This window comes from Mesorhizobium sp. LNHC252B00 (assembly GCF_000502955.1).
Lineage (GTDB): Bacteria > Pseudomonadota > Alphaproteobacteria > Rhizobiales > Rhizobiaceae > Mesorhizobium.
In genome coordinates, this window is record NZ_AYWO01000005.1 from 179,475 (window position 1) to 196,815 (window position 17,341).

Here is a 17,341-nt window from a genome sequence, read left to right on the forward strand (position 1 = left end):
GCAAAGCGGTCCCCAAACCGGCCGGCGCAGGGGAGCGCCCTTGCACTTGCGGGGCCATCCTAATTGAGCTCGTGGATCGCAACGCCCGGCACAACGGCCCTGGCGATCTCGCACAGGTGCTGATGATGGGTGAGGTAGATCACCTGGCCGGCAGAAGCCATTTCCGCAAATAGTTTGAAAACCTCCTCCGACCGGACATGGTCGAACGTTTCCATGATGTCATCGGCAATGAACGGGACCGACGGTCGAAGCTTCGCGAATTCGTAGTAGCCGGCAAGCCGCAGCGCCAAATAGAGCTGAAATTGTGCGCCCTTCGACAAGGCGTCGGCGATCTTGGACTTGCCGTCGCGTTGCAATGCAATCAAGACCTCGCCGCCTTTGGCAGGCTGGGTTGCCAGCCCCAAATACTGGCCGCGCGTGATCAGCGCGAAGGCGTCCGACGCCCGCGCCATCATTCCGGAGCGATGACGGTCACGATAGAGCCGCAACGCGTTTCCAGCCGACATGACGCCGAGTTTGAGCTCGAGATAACGCACAGCCTTCTCCTCGATCTCGAGCAGGACGGTTCGGCGTTCGGCATCGATCCGGGCAACGGTGCTGTCGCTGCCAATAGCGTCGAGCTTGTCGGATGCTCGGGTCTGCCTAACAAGCTGCTGCTTTATCGCTTCGTCAAGACCCTGAATCCGCTGCTCGTTTTTGGCCTTTTCGACCAGGAGCCTTTCGGGATCGAGAACGCCCAACATCGCAATGGCCTGCTCCAGTCCATCCACCGCGAGTTCAGCGCACAGTTGCTGCTCAAGTCCGATCACAGCCGCGCGAAGCCGATCCCTGTCGCGCAGAACCTCGTCGCGTTCAACGACCTCGGAAAGTGTCGTCACGCCAAAGGCGCTCAGGATCTCGTTTTTGCGACGCTCATGGGCCGAAATCTCAGCATCGAGAGCTTCGCGCGCCTCTTGTGGGCGCTTCATGTCCTCGACAAGGTTTGCTTTCATTTCGCGCGTGCGTTCGGCGCGCTCTAGACGCGCGGCAAGCCGGATCGCCAATTGCTCCGGCTCGTCGTCGCTGGCCGGCTCGCAAGTGGCAACCGCGGCAGCGGCAACTTCGACCACGAAGTTGGCCCTGTCGGCTTCCATCTTCTCGATGCGGAGGCGCATGGCATCCCGCTCCTGCAGGCCTTTGGCGAGTTCGGCCAGCTGATCAAGGACGGTGCCGACGCTCGATGCGGGAACCCCGCTCTCGAGCCATGTGCCTTCCAGCGCTTGCGCGATGGCCGCCAGCCACTCCTCCTCGCGCCGCTCCGCCATGCCCACCGAGCGTCGTCGCGCGGCCAGATCCTCTTCCCTGGCGGTCACCATCCTGAGAGCTTCGGCATGTTCGGCATCCACCTTGCGTTGGCGGTCAAGGAAAAGCTCCGCGACGGCCGCTATGGTCTCCAGTCTGTCGCCAGGCTCAGGAACTATGCCGACGCTTCGCAGTGCGCCGTCCAATTCAAGTCGGATACCCTCCTCCTCGTCCGTCGCACGCCCAGCCCTCTTGCGGGCAAGCTCGATCTCCTCCCAAGCCACGAGCGCAACTGCTCGCGCGGCGCCACGGTCTTCGATCAGTTCGATCGCGCGCTCGAGCGATGAGGCGAGGTTGTCAGCGAGAAGCTCTCTTGCGGCGCCACGCATTTCCAAAGACAGAGCCTCCACCGCCGCGTCGGTCCGCTCGAGTTGCTCGCCTATGCGCGCAACATCGGCCGCGGCTCCGGCAAGGCTGCTTGTTGTCGTTCGGATCTCGGCCAGTTCGCGGGCGTCGGACAGCCTGCCGGCGCCAATACTGTCGTCGCGCGCCAACGCCACGGCAAAATCATCCGCTGTCTTGCCTGTGAGTTCGCCCCGGTGCTTTGCCCAGGCCGCGTCCCGATCACGCCTGATGACAGCGGCTGTTTCATCGTCGGCCACATCGGTAGAGGCACGCAACGCGTCAAGCCGCCTCGCGAGCAGGGCATGACTGGCTTCATGTTCGGCAAGGCGTTCGGAAAGCATGGCCCTGGCCTTGCCGAGATCCGCGGCCTGCACCTTCCACGCCCCGATCTGTGCGGCGCTGGGCGCGGTGATGCTGGCTAGCGCTCGCGCACCTGCTGACCACGGCAGAAGGCGCAAGAGCGCTGCTTCCCAGCGAACGGTGCCCCCATCTTGCGCGTCGCGTGCTGCCTTGAGTTCCCTGACGTGGTCGCTCGCCCGCGCTTTTGCCAACGCCGAGGTGAGCCTGGATCTAGCGGGCGCGGGCACGGCCCTTTCCTCGCCAATCTTTTGCCGCGCGGTCTGCAGCGCATCGACGGCTGCCGCGGCCTCGTCGCGGGCGACGCGCACGCTTGTGGCGACGCCGGATCGCTGCTCGATCAAGGCGCGGACAGCCCCAACGGTGGCGGCAGGCAAGAGCAGTGCTGCCGGGTTCGGTTCGGACGACCTGGCCAGGGCGGCAAGGCATGTCGCCACCGCGCTGTCGAGGATCTGCAGCTCCATCCTTCTGTTGGGAAGGTCAAGGCCCGCCGAAGCATAGCGCACCCTGCTTTCCGCGAGATTGCGGATGCGCTCTGAAATCGCAAGAATCGCCTCGTCCATGTCGACCGCGGCGACCCTTGCTGTCAAACGCTCGATTTCGTCGATGTTGCCGGCGAGCCGTGTTCTCAAGCTCGCGTCGTCATCGATGAGACCGGCCACACTTCCGGTCCAGGTGCGCGACGGCGCCGCGATATCGGGCAGTTCAGCCAGTTGGTCCGTCTGGCGCTCGATCTCCTTCAGGATCGGGAAGGCGCGAAGATACCTGGCAATCGTATCGAGCCGCGCCGACAACACGGAGCGCTCCGTGATGCTGTGCTCATATTTTTCCGTAGCGTCGACACGGTCGGCCTCGAGCGTCTCGAAGGTCGAAGCCAATGTGTCGATGGCGTCCTTCTCAGCCTTCAGCTCGGCGAGGCGCTTCTTGAGCCGTGCCAGGTCGGTCCCGTGCGCCTGCTTCCGGTAGAGCCCGTCCGCCTCGGCGTCGAGCGCGCTCAACATATCGTTGGCTTGCCCGAGCCCGGCACTGGCGGTGAACAGCAGCTTGCCAAGGTCGCCGCGCGACTCCAGGATCGATTTGCCGCCTTCTTCCAGGGTCTCGTCGTTCAACGAGAACATGGTCTGATATGCATCGCGCGACAGACCGGCGAGATGGGCCGTTATCGCCACCTCACTCAAGGGCTGGCCAACCTCGTTGAGCAGCGAGTTGCTGCGCTGTTTCGTGCGCGTAAACGTCTGCTCGGTTCCCGTGAATTCGAGCACGCCCCCGATGCGCATCGCGCCGTACTCGTGCAGGAAATTGTAACGGCTGCGCTCCTCGATGCCGAACAACAGGTCGAGGTAGCCCGAAAGCGCGGTCGACTTGCCGGCCTCGTTCAGGCCGAACACGATATGCAAGTCGGGTCCGGACGCCGGCTTCGGGAGGAAGTCGATCGTACGGTCGGTGAATTTGCCGTAGCGGATAAGGTCAAGGCGGCGCAGCCTCATGGCGACCCACCGGCCTTGAGGCGGGCTGTCACCAGGTCGGCGCCGCCGGCAAGCACCTTGCTGAGAAACAGTTCCAGTCCGGCCTCGTCCTTGCCGGCGAAATCGCGCCCCTCGGCCGGAAGGTCGGCGATCAGCTTCTGGACAAACGCCCTCACCTCGGCACGGAAGGCTTCTGAAGTAGCGTCGGCGCGCATGGATTGGGCTAGTTCGAGAATCGGGTCCGCTGTGCCACGGCTCGTTTCCGCCCTGCGCTCGGCAAGGTCGAGCTCAAGCTTTTCCACCCATATATCGCCCGTCTGTTCCGCGACCTGATTGGCTTCCTCCAGCAACACATCGCGGTCGCGGATCAAGGCCCACGACAGGGGGGACGCTCCGGAAAGGCTGAGCCGGATAACCGCATGGCGGGACCGGACGGAAGTCCGGATGTCTTGCAGAGCGGATCGGATGCGGCCCACTGCCTCCGGCCATTCGACAGTGCCGGTCACGTCAACGTTCACGCGTTCGAACTGCGCGATGCTGGTCAGCCGTTCCTCGATCTCTATCAAGCGGTCGTCGCGGATCGTCACCAGGGTGACGGATTTCTCGCCGGCCTCGTTGATGTCCCTGCCCTGCGGCATTCCCGGCATGACCACCGTGCTTGCATCGGGATGAATGGTGCGCATATGGATATGGCCGAGCGCCCAGTAGTCGAAACCATGCGCGTGCAGATCAGCCAGGTTGCAGGGGGCATAGACATCGTGCCCGGGCGATCCGGCGAGACTGGTGTGCATGATGCCGACATTGACCGCGCCCTCATGGGCGGCCGGATATTTGGGCAGCAAGCTCTCCGGTGCCTTTGGGGTCGCGAAGCTCAATCCATGAAATATGACGTCGAGCCCGCCGGCGGTTTGCTGCACAGACTGGGGACGGCCGCCGAAGATCGTGACGGTGTCGGGAAACACAAGCTGTTTCGATATCCGCGACAGGGCGTCGTGGTTGCCGCGAATCTTGAAGACCCTGATGCCGGCCTGGTGCAGGCGGGACATTTGCGAGGCCAGAAAGCGGGCGGTTTTCATCGACGTCTGATCGCCATCGTAGAGATCGCCCGCAATGACCAGCGCATCGACACGCTCGGCAAGACAGAGATCGACAATCGAGATGAACGCTTGGCGGCTGGCGTCACCGACGAGCTCGGCAAGCTCAGGGTTGCGCAGCGCCAGCGAGCGCAGCGGCGAGTCAAGATGAATGTCGGCGGTGTGTACGAATCGAAATGCCATTCAGGTCTCCAGCCCCTGAACATAGTGATATTCGACTGCGGCTCGATAGATGAATTTCACGACAGGTAGTGGTGCTAGCCGAGCCGTTCTACAGGTCGTGTCTCGGGAGGCGGTTCACCTCGCTATCTCCTGGCCGCAAGATGTCCAAAGCCGTAAGGGGTGGTGACCGCCGCGGCGATGGTGGTAACGTCGTCCAGCGTGTTGCTGGAGGTCGGTATCAATTCGAACGTCGCCCCACCATGCAGCCGGCGCAACAACTCTGAGATCGCCAATGTCGCTGCCAACAGCCCTACGAAGGGAACACCGACCGTGCGCGAGGCCAATATGGCAAGCCCGCACTCGTCCATGCCCGCGTTGACGAGTTTTTCGTAGGCCGGCATGTGCGCGACGGATGCGGCGGGGATCGCGACATTCGACCAAATCGAGCGCGCCGTTCGCGACCCAGGAAACGTATGGACAGAAATGCCGCGGAACCCGTCGGGGGCAGCGCCAAGGCCTGCCTCAACCACAAAGTCGAAATCAGCATCCTCCAATGCCGCGCGCGCTAGCGCATTGTCGACGCCACACAGCGCAACGCCCGGCTCAGCGTTCTCGCGCTTGATCGCCGGACCGAAGCGACGCTCCTCGATGACCGTTTTGAACCCCTGCGCTTCCAGCCATGCGGCGGCAATCCGAGCCTTTTTCGTACCGACGTCGGCGTCAAAAGAGAGCATCGACGTGCTAGCGTTCGAGGTCGCCAAGGTGTCGAAATCCTGGAGGACCAGCTCGACCTCGGCGTGATCCTTGTAGGGCAGCGCGGCCAATACCCAGCAGAATGCTTGCCCGAGATTGCCAAGGCCAATGAGCCAGAGGCGCGATGGCAAATAGCTGAGGGCAGGTTCGTCAGCCGACGGTTCACGCCAATCCACACCCGGCCTCCAGAGCGATAGGCCCGCCACGCGCCGACCCGCCATCGGATGATCGCCAGCGTGGAAGCTGAAGACCTCCGTCATAAGGCAAGCCGCCGCTACCAGCGGCGCGAGGGCCATGTGCTCATCATCCGCAAGGCGCAACTGATCGCGCAATGGCGCAACGCCTCCGCGCCAGCCTTCCCAGGTGAGCCGCCATCCGACAACGGTGTTTGGTGGAGCCTCGCCATTCCCGATGACGGCAGCAGGTGCAACGGCATCCGCCGCGTCACAGCACAGGCCGCCCAGATCTGCGATCGCATCACGCAGCGTCGGCGCTGTGCTGAGCGTAGTCAGGTTGTTGCATTCGGGAGCCCCGACTACCCGTACCCCGGCAAGCAGGGTGCGGTGGCCGAGATTGACCAGGGAAAGCAGCGCCACCTGCTTAGCAGCCGAGGCGGCGATGTCGGCGCCGACATGGACATTGAGGCCAAAGCGGCCCAGCATGGCCATCGCTTCCTGATGAGAGGCGGCTGTGCCACGATCCATGAAGTACTTGGCGGTGCGGTGCAGATTATCAGCGCTGAGCGTGTTGGTCATCATTATCCCCAGAAGCCATTGTAGAAGTAGCCGGTGGCATGTGCTTCGGTCCGGTCGAACCACTGATGTCCGCCCCGGTATTCGAAGATGCCCAATCTCGCCTGCTGAACCGGGACGGCGGCGAAGTTCGGTACGATGATCGCAATGTGCCCCTCGCGAGCGACCATCGGGTTGGTGCGATCGCTACCACTCTGCAGCGCAACGCCCGGATGCGTATGCACGTCCGCGACGACCGTTAGGCCAAGCGATCGGCAGCGCGCCCACAGCTTGGCGAAGGCATCTCCATGGAGGACGCACACACCCGACGAATACGCGTCGGGATCCAACTCATCATAATAGATTGCCGTGACCGCCCGCCGCCGCTTGCCCGCGATGACGCCGAGGAGAAACACGCCGGATTCGGTGCGCCCGCCACCTCGGCGCCGCAATTCGGCAAGCGTGTTGCCCCACATTTTGCGCGACATCGATAACCGGTGCTCAGGCGCCACGAACGCCCGAATAATCGCCTTGATGGAAAAGGTCATGGAGCTGCTCCAGGTAACAGGTGATGCCGCGTTTTGGATCCCACAGACGGCTCGGATGGTCGGTGATCCAACCGGGATGGCCTTCGATCGAGAGGCGATCGCAGGGCAGGTAGAGGCACCGCCCCCTCACGCCACTCCGGGCGGAAGATGGAGGGCACGATGGACCGGCCCGTGGGCCAGTCCTTCGCCGGCAGTGGTCCGTTAGTGCGCAGGTCCCATGGCTGCGCCGTCACCGGCAACTGCCGGTAGCCAGTGCACTCGAAGCGGAATGCGAACTCGGCAGGGCTATTGGGCCGCTGCGGCGCCGTGACCGCGATGATGACGTGCGGCCAGGAGATCATGCCTAGACGCCAGCGCCCATCGATCAGATCGGAAGAGCGTCGTGTAGGGAAANGGCCGCTGCGGCGCCGTGACCGCGATGATGACGTGCGGCCAGGAGATCATGCCTAGACGCCAGCGCCCATCGATCTCGCCGACCCGGAAGGCAGTGGCCGCCAGATCGGCCTCCAAGAGCAGTCGGTCCGGCGGCACCACACGGTTCATGGCTCAGCCCTCGACGCGCTTCTCGGGGACGAGGTCGAAGCAGACGGCACAGGTCTTGCCGTCCGTCAGTTCGTTGAGCGGCGTATCGCTTGCCGGACGGCGCGTGGTGCCACACATCTGCAGCACATGCTCGTCCGCGTCGTGCGCGCTCAGCTTGAATTTGTCGATCGCCCAGGCCTTGACACGGCGCACGCGTGCGCCCGGGGCGAACTTGTGCGTCGCCGTCTCCGCCAGATAGTTGATCGTCACCTCGATCTTCTTGCATTTGGTGACGTGCACGTGGGAGCCGCGCTTAAGGTCTGTCGCCGGCAAGTTCGGCGTCATCGCGTGTGGTACCTCCGCCTCGTCGATGAAAATCGCGGTGTCGGCGTTGATTGCGATCCCGGCATGTTTGATCGCTTCCAAGAGATCCGCGACGAGCGCGGCCTCCACGATCTCGGTCTCGATGGCCGCGGGCAGTTCACGGCTACGGATGAAGATGGTTTTCGTAGGCATTTTCGGTGCTTCCTTTCTGGGGCGTAAAACCCTCTGAAAGTGAAGCGCCGCGAGCGCGGAAAAATGGGAACTGGCCGGCTAGCCGCCGCAGGTCAAATAGTAGGGGCAGCCTGGGCAACTCCGGCCCGTCTTAGGACCGAAGTCGCCACTCTCGATTCCGGCGATTGCTTCCGAATATCGTTCCAGCAGCTTGCCATCATCCTTCAGCGGCGGAACCATACGTTCACCGGTCCCCAGGTAGTATGCCTCGACCGTGATCCGCCTGCCGGGATAAAGCTGACGGGCACCCAGCCGAAGCAAGGCGTAGATTTCCTTGTCCGATTCCGACTTGGTCTTCTTGCCGGTGCGAACCCTCTGGATCGTCACGCAGCCGTCGGTCGCGATGATGACACGATCGGGGGTAACCGCAACCTTGCGGCCATCGAGGTTGACCAACCATTCCCGCCGGTCGTAGTGACCAGTTTCACCTATGACGGCTTCGGCCATACGCGTGACCATTTGCATCCCGATGGCACGGTAGTATTTCTGAAATGGGTGTTTAATCGGACCGTGTTCGGCCCAATCGGCGGTGAAGTGCGCCAGCGTATCCGCGACCCCAGCCGTAGTGCCTGCCGCGCGCTGGTCCTCAAGCCAGCCGACCGTATCGTAGACACAGGCGTGGAACCGCACATAGGCCGAGCTCTCCGGACCACCAAGAAGCCCATCCTTCACCTTGTAGCCATAGCGCGCAGGGCAGTTGATATAAACCCCGAGAGCATCTTCCCCATAGCTCAGGGCGGGCGCGGTCGCCCGCGCTAGCCCCCGCTTGGCGTGGGCCGCTGGCCCTGCCGCACGGTTTCTGCTGGAAAGCCCTGCAAGGAGCGCGAGAAACTTCGATGGACTGGATTTTCGGGAAGGTGTGTATCGCTCGGCGCGGCTCAATGCGAGGTGATCGCGCGCTCTCGAGAGTGCAACGAAGAATAGTGACTGCTCCTCGTGATCGTGGTCATCCGACGTCATAGCGAGCCGGTCGAGAGAAGGCGGCGGAACGCGCACGGCTTGGCGGTTGCTCGGCATGTACGTCGTGGCGAGGCCCGGCAAATGCACGCCGCGAAATTCCAATCCCTTGCTGCCGTGAATGGTCATGACGCGGACCGCGTCCATGTCGGTCGCTTCCGACGAAATTGCTCTGTACGCCGTATCTTCGTTGAGCGCCTCGATGCGCCGTACGCGAGCCAGAAAGCGTCGCCGGCTTCGCCCGCCAGTGGCCGCGAATTCGACAGCCACCTTCAAGAACTGATAGATTGCAATGAGCTGCTGCTGCGCGGCCGGGTCCTGGCGCAAGAGAATAGGTCGAAGATAGTCACTCCGCTCGAAAAGCCAGGTGGTGAGCATTGTCCAGGGTGAAGAGCGGCGCAAACCCCCTAACTGTCCAGGCCAGCCTGGCCAGACCTGCCCCTCCGGCCCCACTGAGACCTGGCACCTCAGCAAGGCGTGCAAGCGCTTCAAAGACGGACACTCCATTTGCGCGGCCCCACTCGATTAACGTGAGCACTTCTTCCCGCAACACGGCGTATTCGGGCAGTGCCGCGACGCGCGCCAGGCCCACCGCGCCACGCTCGGCGTCAAGCGCGAGGAGGGATAGCAAGTCCCGGATCTCAGCGCGCTCAAAGAGGTCGCCAAGATAAAGGAGTGGCACGTTCATCGCCTCAAGGGGCCCCGTAATTCGCGCCAGGGTTAAGTGCGTTCGGGCCAGGATGACCTGGTCCGCGAACGGAATGCCGTTCGCATGAAACTGCGCTATCTGATCGCGGATGCCAGCAGCCTCGTCGCTCACGGTCGGCGCGACTGTGAGTGAAATGCTGCCCGCTTCCGGGCGCTCAACTTTCCATTGGCTGGCTACGCGCATGCCGTCGTTGGCGAAGCGTTGAAAGGCGTCAACGATAGGTTTCGTCGACCGGTAATTTGTATTGAGGGCCAGGCGCGTCCCCTTGAAGTCCGGCACGAAGCGCGCGACGTTCTCCGGCTCCGCGCCGCGGAAACGATAGATCGACTGGCGTGGATCCGCGACGACCCAAAGATTGGGATTGGCGCCGGCGATCGCCTGCAGGAATTTGGCGCTGGCGAAGTTGACGTCCTGGTATTCGTCGACCAGCACGTGTTTGAAGCCCATCACATAGGCACGCGCATCCGCGTTGTTCTGAATGAGATCGATTGCGAGCCTGATGAGATCTCCGAAGTCGACCGCGTTCGCCAGCAATAAGGCGTCCTCGTAGACTTCATAGATGTGGGCGAACTCCAGCATCTTGTCTGCAGCTTCAAGGTCCTCCTCATCCGAAGCTGTTGCTTTATAATCGACAGCCGCGCGGGCATAGTCAGCCGGCGAGACCAGCTCATCCTTACAGCGTGAAATCGCGCGCAAGACCGGCGCGAGCTCAAAGGCAGGCTCGTACAGATTCTGATAGTAGACGAGGTCCAGCTTCTCAAGGTTGGCTTCCAAGAGTGCGAGCGATGCCGTCTGGTCGAATACCTTCAAGGGAAGCGTGCGGCCAAGGCCTGAGGGCCACTTCTTGAGGAGTTCGAGCCCGAAGGCGTGGAAGGTTCCCACCCACATCTGAATGGATGCTTCCGCATTGGCGGCCGAAAGCCGCTCGCGCATTTCCTCGGCAGCCCGGTTCGAAAAAGTGAGTGCGAGGAATTCGGTCGGCATGACGTTGTTTGCGAGCAAATGCTCGATGCGGCGCACCAGTGTGCGCGTCTTGCCGGTGCCGGGACCAGCATCGAGTAGCAGCGGTCCCTGATCCCACAGCACTGCCCCTTGTTGGCTATCATCGAGCTCGGCTGCATTGACGGGTCGTTGCGGGGGCGGCGGTCGGAGCGGTGGGAGAAGGAGCGCGCGCGCCATTTGGCTGCTGACAAGAGCGGCGGGCAGTCCGAGCGCAGCGGCGATCTCGGATGGGCGGCGGCGTCTTTCGACAAATTCCGTCCTTAACCAGTCCGAGGGGCAAAGGAACTCGCCTGCAAAAACGTCGGCTTGGACCTCCTTGCGCTCGGTCGGCGCGTATCCTTCGACCCGGCCTGCGCCACTATCAATCGGGTCGCCTCCAAGCGCGTGGGCTGTCACACGCACTTCGCTGCGAGTGTCCAAGTGCAGATAGAAATGGCCGAGTTCATGGGCGATCACGACGCGCTCGTCGATAGGATCTTGGCCCTGTGCGACGTTGACGAGTTCTGCGGCCCTGTCGAGGGAACCCAATACCCCTGGGGCCAACGCTACCCTCCGCAGCTCAAGATCCGCCACGTTGAGTGCGCCCGCGACAAGTGCCTCAGCACTCCGATCGCCATTTGCACCCTTAAGTGCTGCCAGATGAACCTCACGGGCTTTCCGCCGAATATCGATCCAGGCATCCAAAAGCTAATCCTCTTCAAGCCAGTAATGTATTCGCTCTGCCGACATCCCGCTGCTCTCGACAATTTCCCTGTAGCTACGTTGTAAGACCTGCGGTGGCCCGGATGCCTTCGCCTCACCCATGCGCGGATTGGCGAGCGCAAACAAAACTTCTCTGTCGAAGGCCGCTTGATCAATACGCAGCGCATGCATCACCGCGCGCGAAAGCCTTCCGCCCACGGGGGGCCGCATCCAGCCATTGAAGAGGTCCGCCACAACCGCTCGCGCGATCCCGATCTCGGTAGCGATACCCGAAATCCTGGTTCCCGCGCGCGTCAAAAGTTCGAAAAAGCCGACCGCCTGGGAGGGCACTCCACTGGCCTCGGCACTTCGATAGATTATGTTCAGCGCACGGCTATGAGCACGCTGGAGGGTAACTTCGTCGATCTCAACATCTACGTCCGCCTGAGCCGTCCAGTCGCGCGCAATTGCGGCGTGCGCACGAATATCCTCGGCATATTGTGGAAACCGCTTAGTCCATTCGATGATGTCGGCGGCGCTCGGCGCCGGGCAGTCAGTATGGAAGCTGTAGAGGACATCATCTCGATCCTTGCTCATTGTTTTCGCCATTATCATTCTCCCGCTGCGCGCCGCGTCACGGCTCGAACTTGGTTCACGTTCTCGATCAGCAACGCGCGAACCTCCGCGACCCAATGTTCTGCCGTCTTGCGGTCAATTCCTAAAGCCCCCGCGATTGAGACAGTCCCCTTTGTCCCACCGCAGGGAACCTGATCCACGTGAAGCCGAAACGCGAGACGTTTGCGCGGATCGGGGATCTGGGCAAGGGTCCGCTCCACATCTATTGTCTCGCGAGCTCCTCAACGTTCTGTAGCAACGCCGGGTCTGGTCGTTTGACACCGGCATCCGCAGTATGTTCCTCGATCTCAAACAAGCCATCGGCGCTCTCTTCTAGCGCTGGCCTCAATTCCATTTTACCTGAGATCTCGCCATCGTCGGCCTTGCTGTCATCGTTCGAGTTACGGGCCGCGGGCTTTTTCTCCTCGGGCGGCGGGATCCGCTTCGCCGCCTCCTCCTCGGCGATAGCGTCCTTGAGCCGGAACGTCAGTCGTCCATAGAAGGATTCTCGGTATCCTTTGGCGTCGGCGCAGTTCGGATTGCAGATTGCGGCGAAGAATTCGTCGTAGACGTCGTCGATGATGTCCTGGCCGCTATTCATCTTGTTGGTTCCGACGCGCTTGCGCAGAACCCGCTGCGCCAGATTGGAGAGATAGCTAGCCATATCCTCACGAAGGTGCCGATCCTTGCTGCCGGCATATTGGAAGGCAGCGATGATCGCCTCTGGTGCATAACGACCGAGTTGCCCAGCCTGTGTGATCTTACGCCAACCGATTGCGTCGGTGCACGGCGGCGGCTTCAGCTTGTTCGTTGAGATCACCATCGGCCGAGGCCCTCTTTGACATTATCTCCAGGTGAAGCGGTCCCAGCGGAGAAAAATGGGAAGCGCCCTTCAGAATGTCTTCAACCAGACCAGGCTGAAGCTCGACGATGTCTCAAGTTCGGTTGCATGCCGACCGCAAAAACGCCGGGAAGTCGCGGGATACACCGAAGCCGATTTCTGCTCGATGCAAACCCTATTGCGGTGGAGTGCCAAAGCCTTCCAGTTGCCAACCGCTTCAAGGTCGGGACGATGCGATGGTGCCGCACCGCCTCATGTCCGGCGCCTTCGAATTGAACAATGACAAATGACCTCGAACCGGCTCTACACGCATTCACGAGTCAGCCTGCCAGCGCCGGTAGCGCCCTTCGGGATCGTGGATGCCCGAAAGGCTCGGTTTGGCCCTCAGCGCCCATATCTTCCTGGCCAGCGCTTCGAGATCTGCGGCGTGGTCAGGCCGCCATCCACGCCGGATAGCCCAAGACTTGATATTTGCAGATTGGTCGGAGTGTCCCTTGGTTCGGAGAATGCGCATGATCTCGTTTGCCATCGCCTTGTCGCGAGGATGCCCCAGGCCGGTCGATAGGTTGATCATGCTGGATAGCGTTTCAATCGCGCGCACAAACACAGGGTCGTCGATCAGGGCGGATGGCGGAGCCTGTTGCGCCTGGCCGTGTATGATCGCGCCCCAGCGGGCCACCCAACCATCCGCCGCTGCGGGGATGTCCGGGACGACCACTACGCCAGCGATGTTATTCAGATCATCGACAAAATCGAGGATTCGCGGCTCCGCATAGTAGACCACAACCACCGACTTTCGCGGCGGGTAGCGCCATGTCTTCATGGTTTCAGCATGCAAGCGGCCACCCCCGGACAGTGAGATCGGTCCCTTGGCAAGAGCCTTGACATGGCCAGCACCCAACGACTGGGAAAGACCCGTGTGGTCCAGCTGTTGCTTGGTATGTACTAGTAGGACTATGTCCTGTACCTCCGGTCCAAATTTCTCACAGATCTTCTGGGCATAACCCAGCGCAATGCGAAGCGCTTCGGCGTCTTGGCTATCGACTGGTACGAGGATCCGAATGGGCTTGGTCATGTTTATTCTCTGACTTACTGGAGCTTGCCTTCACCTATGATTCCGTATCTTTTCCTCCTAGCGTGGAATCACCGGAGCTATGAGCATAGCACGTCGCGCGTGACCTGGGTGTTGACGCAGCTATGTCCGCTTCTGGTAGACGGAAATGCTAGTGGAGTGATGGTCACGCATCTCTCTCAAAATTGAGGCTAGAGTTGACAGAGTTGGATTTCGGTTCCTCTCCCTCCAGGGCAGCGTCCCTAAAATTGCGCCCTCGACATCGCCGACGAGCTCCTCGACAAGCCTGTGTGCCGAGGGCCAGGCGACGCGTGACCTTACGGGTCAGGTTGCTTGCCAGACTGTATCCGGTTCTGGCCATAGTCCCCCTGGATATGGTCGCGAGCTCTCAAGCCCAAGCGCTCGAGCGCTTGGCAAAGTCGATCAATCCAAAATTCAGCATCCGGCGTTCCGGCAAGTATGCGACGGTCTGTGTAGCTGCAGGCGCGGTGCACCCATCACTTCGGTGCCCAACGTTTTTCATGGGATCGCAGGGTTGGGCGGCAAAGCTGTCGCGTACGGACCCGGTGGGCTCTGGCTCGAGCTTGCTGCCCTTTGGAGCTGGCGCCGCAAGCTGCTTCGCCGCGGCCAACGTCTTTCGAACCATCTTTGCTTCCCAGCTGACCGGCGCCGAGCTGGACGAGAACATCGACCTCTCTTTGTGCACCTACAACAAGATTGGCGAAATGCACCTCGTTGGGCTCGGCGCGATAGGCCATGGCTCGCTCTGGGCGCTGGCGAGGCAATCCGGTCTGTCGGGGCGCCTGCATGTAGTTGATCACGAAGCTATCGAACTCTCAAACCTGCAGCGCTACGTGTTGGCAGGTCAGGCGGAGGTCGGCCTCTCTAAGGCGGCCCTTGCAACCAACGCCCTTCGGTCCACCGCCCTTGAAGTCGAGGCGCACCCTATGAAGTGGGCAGAATATGTTGCGCGCCGGGGCGACTGGGTATTCGACCGAGTGGGTGTGGCGCTTGACACCGCCGCCGACCGTCTAGCTGTCCAAGGTGCTCTGCCCCGATGGATCGCGAACGCCTGGACTCAGGAGCAAGATCTAGGCATCTCGCGGCATGGTTTCGATGACGGCCAGGCTTGCCTTTGCTGCATGTACATGCCGACCGGGAAATCCAAGGACGAACACCAACTGGTCGCGGAGGAACTCGGAATGCCGGAAGCACACGATGAGGTAAAAACGCTCCTGCAGACCAATACCGGGGTCCCCAATGAGTTCGTAGCTCGGGTGGCTACGGCGATGGCTGTGCCGTTTGGGCCGCTCGCCGCGTTTGTTGGCCAGCCCCTCCGTTCCTTTTATCAGCAGGCTATCTGCGGCGGTCTGGTGTTCCAGCTTAGCGATGGAAGTCGTCTCGTTCGAACCGTGGTTCCGATGGCCTTTCAATCAGCGCTTGCCGGGATCATGCTTGCCGCAGACCTAGTCAAGCATAGTGCGGGTTTTCCGATGAGTCGGACAACCAGCACTACTGCGCCCCCTTTGTTTCTCACCTCCATGATCCGAAAGCCAAAGATTCCAGCGGCCGCTGCATCTGCAGCGATGAGGATTTCATTTCCGCCTACAGGCTGAAATACGGCTGTGCCGTTGAACAGCTGAGCAACGGGTCCGCCTAAAAAGATCTGAAGTCTTCGTTACCGCGGACGGCGCGCTGTCAAGCGCTCACCGATGTTTTCGACCACGATCGAGTGCCTGATGAGAGTGCGGGGCGGATACTATGACACGCTCGGCCCGCTGCTTGTCAATGTCAGGCCCAGAACCCACGACAGAGATCCTTGAGCGACGGCTCGCCGTTTAACGTTTTTTGTACTGTTATCTACGTTCGACCATATTCGTCGTCGAAGCGAACGATATCATCCTCGGCGAGATAATCGCCGCTCTGCACTTCAATGATAACCAGGTCAATTCTGCCTGGGTTCTCGAGCCGATGCTTATGGCCGCAGGGGATGTAAGTAGATTCGTTTGTCCCCAGGAACAGCTCCTGCTCGCCATTGACGATTTTGGCGGAGCCGCTGACCACGACCCAGTGCTCCGAACGATGATAGTGCATCTGCAGGCTCAACTGGCGACCGGGCTTCACCTCGATGCGTTTGATCTTGAAGCGCTCGCCTTCCTCCAGAACCGTATAGGTACCCCAGGGCCGGTGTACCGTGCTATGGACCAGATGAGCTTCATGTCCCGAAGCCTTGAGGCCCTCGAAGAGCTTCTTAACGTCCTGAACGCGGTCGCGGGATGTGACAAGCAAAGCGTCCGGGGAATCCACGATCACCAGATCGCTTACGCCCACCGTGCCGATGACGCGCTTGTCGGAGCTCACATAGGTGCCGGTCGTGTCGACCATGTGCACATCGCCGCGTATCCTGTTCCCGCTTTCGTCGGGGGCGATCAAATCGGCCATTGCGTTCCAGGATCCGATGTCGTTCCAATCCATGTCGCAGGGAATCACGGCAAGTCTGTTAGTCTTCTCCATGACAGCGTGGTCNGTCGACCATGTGCACATCGCCGCGTATCCTGTTCCCGCTTTCGTCGGGGGCGATCAAATCGGCCATTGCGTTCCAAGATCCGATGTCGTTCCAATCCATGTCGCAGGGAATCACGGCAAGTCTGTTAGTCTTCTCCATGACAGCGTGGTCGAGCGAGATTCGCGGCGCGGAACCGAAATGCTCAGGCGCGAGTTCGATTTTGGCAAAGCCTTGGCATTGACTGGCGCGGCCGTTCTCATAGCTGTCGGCGACGGCCTGGAGCACCTCGGGACAATGCAAAACCATCTCGTCGAGCATGGTTTGCGCACTGAAGCAGAAGATGCCGGCGTTCCAGAAGAAGCGTTGAGACGCGACATAGGCTTTGGCTGTCTCCAGATCCGGTTTTTCAACGAAACGGACGACGTTCTCACCATCTGCTTCGATGTAGCCGAATGCGGTGTCCGGTCTGGTTGGGGTGATGCCCAATGTGGCGATCCGCCCGAGCTTCGCATGTTCCATGGCCAGGCCCATGACGTCTAGAAACGCAGGCAGGTTGCCAATCAGGTGATCGGCCGGGAAGACGCACAGGATCGCGTCAGGGCCTTGCGTTGCCCTCGCATGGATCGCGGCTGCAGCCACGGCGGCGGCCGTATCCCGAGCTTCGGGCTCGAGCAGAAAGGTGCGTGGCAGGACCACGGAATCCAGTTCGTCAAATTCGTCCTTGGTCAGGAAGAGGTGGTCCCCGGATGTCACAGCGACGAGTTCCACGACACCTTCTATCGAAGCGGCGCGCAGCACAGTCTGCTGAATGAGAGAATATCCATCCGCTACTTTGAGGAAAGGTTTGGGGTGCGATTGCCTTGAGGCGGGCCATAGCCGCGATCCGGCTCCGCCGCTGATGATCACGGGAATGACTTTCATAACCAACCTCAATTTCGTCTCTGGAGTGATCGCCCGCGTTCTTTCGAGCGTCAGCGTCACGATCGCCGTCGCTCTGGCTTGTCTGCGGCCCCCGCGTAACAGCGAAGTTCTGGCGCGTTGCAGGCGGCGTCAGATGACGACGCTATTGGTAATGTACGACGCC

13 protein-coding genes are annotated in these 17,341 nt (G+C 61.2%); 1 reads left to right on the forward strand and 12 read right to left on the reverse strand.

All coding sequences use genetic code 11. The features are described 5' to 3' along the window. Positions 1 to 59: 59 nt before the first annotated feature. The 10 genes from X744_RS160525 to X744_RS1000000170895 all read right to left on the reverse strand — a co-directional run bounded on the left by X744_RS160525 (position 60) and on the right by X744_RS1000000170895 (position 13,754). Complete coding sequence (locus tag X744_RS160525; RefSeq protein ID WP_023758432.1) at positions 60 to 3,530, reverse strand: AAA family ATPase; 3,471 nt, start codon at positions 3,528 to 3,530, stop codon at positions 60 to 62. Then, complete coding sequence (locus tag X744_RS160520) at positions 3,527 to 4,786, reverse strand: DNA repair exonuclease (protein WP_023758433.1); 1,260 nt, start codon at positions 4,784 to 4,786, stop codon at positions 3,527 to 3,529. Before X744_RS160520 ends, X744_RS160525 begins: the two co-directional genes overlap by 4 nt. Positions 4,787 to 4,908: 122 nt before the next feature. Continuing rightward, positions 4,909 to 6,273, reverse strand: coding sequence for a hypothetical protein (locus X744_RS160515; RefSeq protein WP_050589497.1), 1,365 nt, complete (start codon positions 6,271 to 6,273; stop codon positions 4,909 to 4,911). Between the two features lie 2 nt (positions 6,274 to 6,275). Further along, positions 6,276 to 6,797 (reverse strand): hypothetical protein, encoded by a 522-nt coding sequence (locus X744_RS160510; RefSeq protein WP_050589498.1) that lies wholly within the window; start codon positions 6,795 to 6,797, stop codon positions 6,276 to 6,278. Between the two features lie 546 nt (positions 6,798 to 7,343). Continuing rightward, positions 7,344 to 7,835, reverse strand: a complete 492-nt coding sequence (locus X744_RS160500; RefSeq protein ID WP_023758437.1) for a hypothetical protein — start codon at positions 7,833 to 7,835, stop codon at positions 7,344 to 7,346. A 78-nt stretch (positions 7,836 to 7,913) separates the two neighbouring features. After that, positions 7,914 to 9,209, reverse strand: coding sequence for a 3'-5' exonuclease (locus X744_RS160495; protein ID WP_023758438.1), 1,296 nt, complete (start codon positions 9,207 to 9,209; stop codon positions 7,914 to 7,916). Beyond that, entirely contained in the window at positions 9,178 to 11,226 is a 2,049-nt protein-coding gene (locus tag X744_RS160490) for a UvrD-helicase domain-containing protein (RefSeq protein WP_084025293.1), read from the reverse strand. Before X744_RS160490 ends, X744_RS160495 begins: the two co-directional genes overlap by 32 nt. A 3-nt stretch (positions 11,227 to 11,229) precedes the next feature. Then, positions 11,230 to 11,832 carry a hypothetical protein gene (locus X744_RS160485; RefSeq protein ID WP_031259894.1) on the reverse strand — a complete coding sequence of 201 codons (603 nt, stop codon included), beginning with the start codon at positions 11,830 to 11,832 and terminating at the stop codon, positions 11,230 to 11,232. Between the two features lie 229 nt (positions 11,833 to 12,061). Then, entirely contained in the window at positions 12,062 to 12,661 is a 600-nt protein-coding gene (locus X744_RS160480) for a hypothetical protein (protein WP_023758441.1), read from the reverse strand. Between the two features lie 331 nt (positions 12,662 to 12,992). Continuing rightward, complete coding sequence (locus X744_RS1000000170895) at positions 12,993 to 13,754, reverse strand: hypothetical protein (protein WP_023758442.1); 762 nt, start codon at positions 13,752 to 13,754, stop codon at positions 12,993 to 12,995. A 308-nt stretch (positions 13,755 to 14,062) separates the two neighbouring features. Between X744_RS1000000170895 and X744_RS01000000169455 the strand changes: the two genes are divergently transcribed. After that, entirely contained in the window at positions 14,063 to 15,367 is a 1,305-nt protein-coding gene (locus tag X744_RS01000000169455; protein WP_245266515.1) for an E2 ligase fold family C protein, read from the forward strand. Positions 15,368 to 15,611: 244 nt separating this feature from the next. Here X744_RS01000000169455 and X744_RS0136350 read toward each other — a convergent pair whose 3' ends face one another. Continuing rightward, on the reverse strand, positions 15,612 to 16,265 hold the full coding sequence (locus tag X744_RS0136350) for a cupin domain-containing protein (protein ID WP_198032199.1): 654 nt from the start codon (positions 16,263 to 16,265) through the stop codon (positions 15,612 to 15,614). Continuing rightward, entirely contained in the window at positions 16,252 to 17,238 is a 987-nt protein-coding gene (locus X744_RS0136355; protein ID WP_245266516.1) for a sugar phosphate nucleotidyltransferase, read from the reverse strand. Before X744_RS0136355 ends, X744_RS0136350 begins: the two co-directional genes overlap by 14 nt. Positions 17,239 to 17,341 lie beyond the last annotated feature (103 nt).

What these genes read in the sequence shown, in the direction of transcription:
- X744_RS160525 (WP_023758432.1), bottom strand. Translation starts at nt 3,530, where the DNA reads ATGAGGCTGCGCCGCCTTGACCTTATCCGCTACGGCAAATTCACCGAC.
- X744_RS160520 (WP_023758433.1), bottom strand. Translation starts at nt 4,786, where the DNA reads ATGGCATTTCGATTCGTACACACCGCCGACATTCATCTTGACTCGCCG.
- X744_RS160515 (WP_050589497.1), bottom strand. Translation starts at nt 6,273, where the DNA reads ATGACCAACACGCTCAGCGCTGATAATCTGCACCGCACCGCCAAGTAC.
- X744_RS160510 (WP_050589498.1), bottom strand. Translation starts at nt 6,797, where the DNA reads ATGACCTTTTCCATCAAGGCGATTATTCGGGCGTTCGTGGCGCCTGAG.
- X744_RS160500 (WP_023758437.1), bottom strand. Translation starts at nt 7,835, where the DNA reads ATGCCTACGAAAACCATCTTCATCCGTAGCCGTGAACTGCCCGCGGCC.
- X744_RS160495 (WP_023758438.1), bottom strand. Translation starts at nt 9,209, where the DNA reads ATGCTCACCACCTGGCTTTTCGAGCGGAGTGACTATCTTCGACCTATT.
- X744_RS160485 (WP_031259894.1), bottom strand. Translation starts at nt 11,832, where the DNA reads ATGGCGAAAACAATGAGCAAGGATCGAGATGATGTCCTCTACAGCTTC.
- X744_RS160480 (WP_023758441.1), bottom strand. Translation starts at nt 12,661, where the DNA reads ATGGTGATCTCAACGAACAAGCTGAAGCCGCCGCCGTGCACCGACGCA.
- X744_RS1000000170895 (WP_023758442.1), bottom strand. Translation starts at nt 13,754, where the DNA reads ATGACCAAGCCCATTCGGATCCTCGTACCAGTCGATAGCCAAGACGCC.
- X744_RS0136350 (WP_198032199.1), bottom strand. Translation starts at nt 16,265, where the DNA reads ATGGAGAAGACTAACAGACTTGCCGTGATTCCCTGCGACATGGATTGG.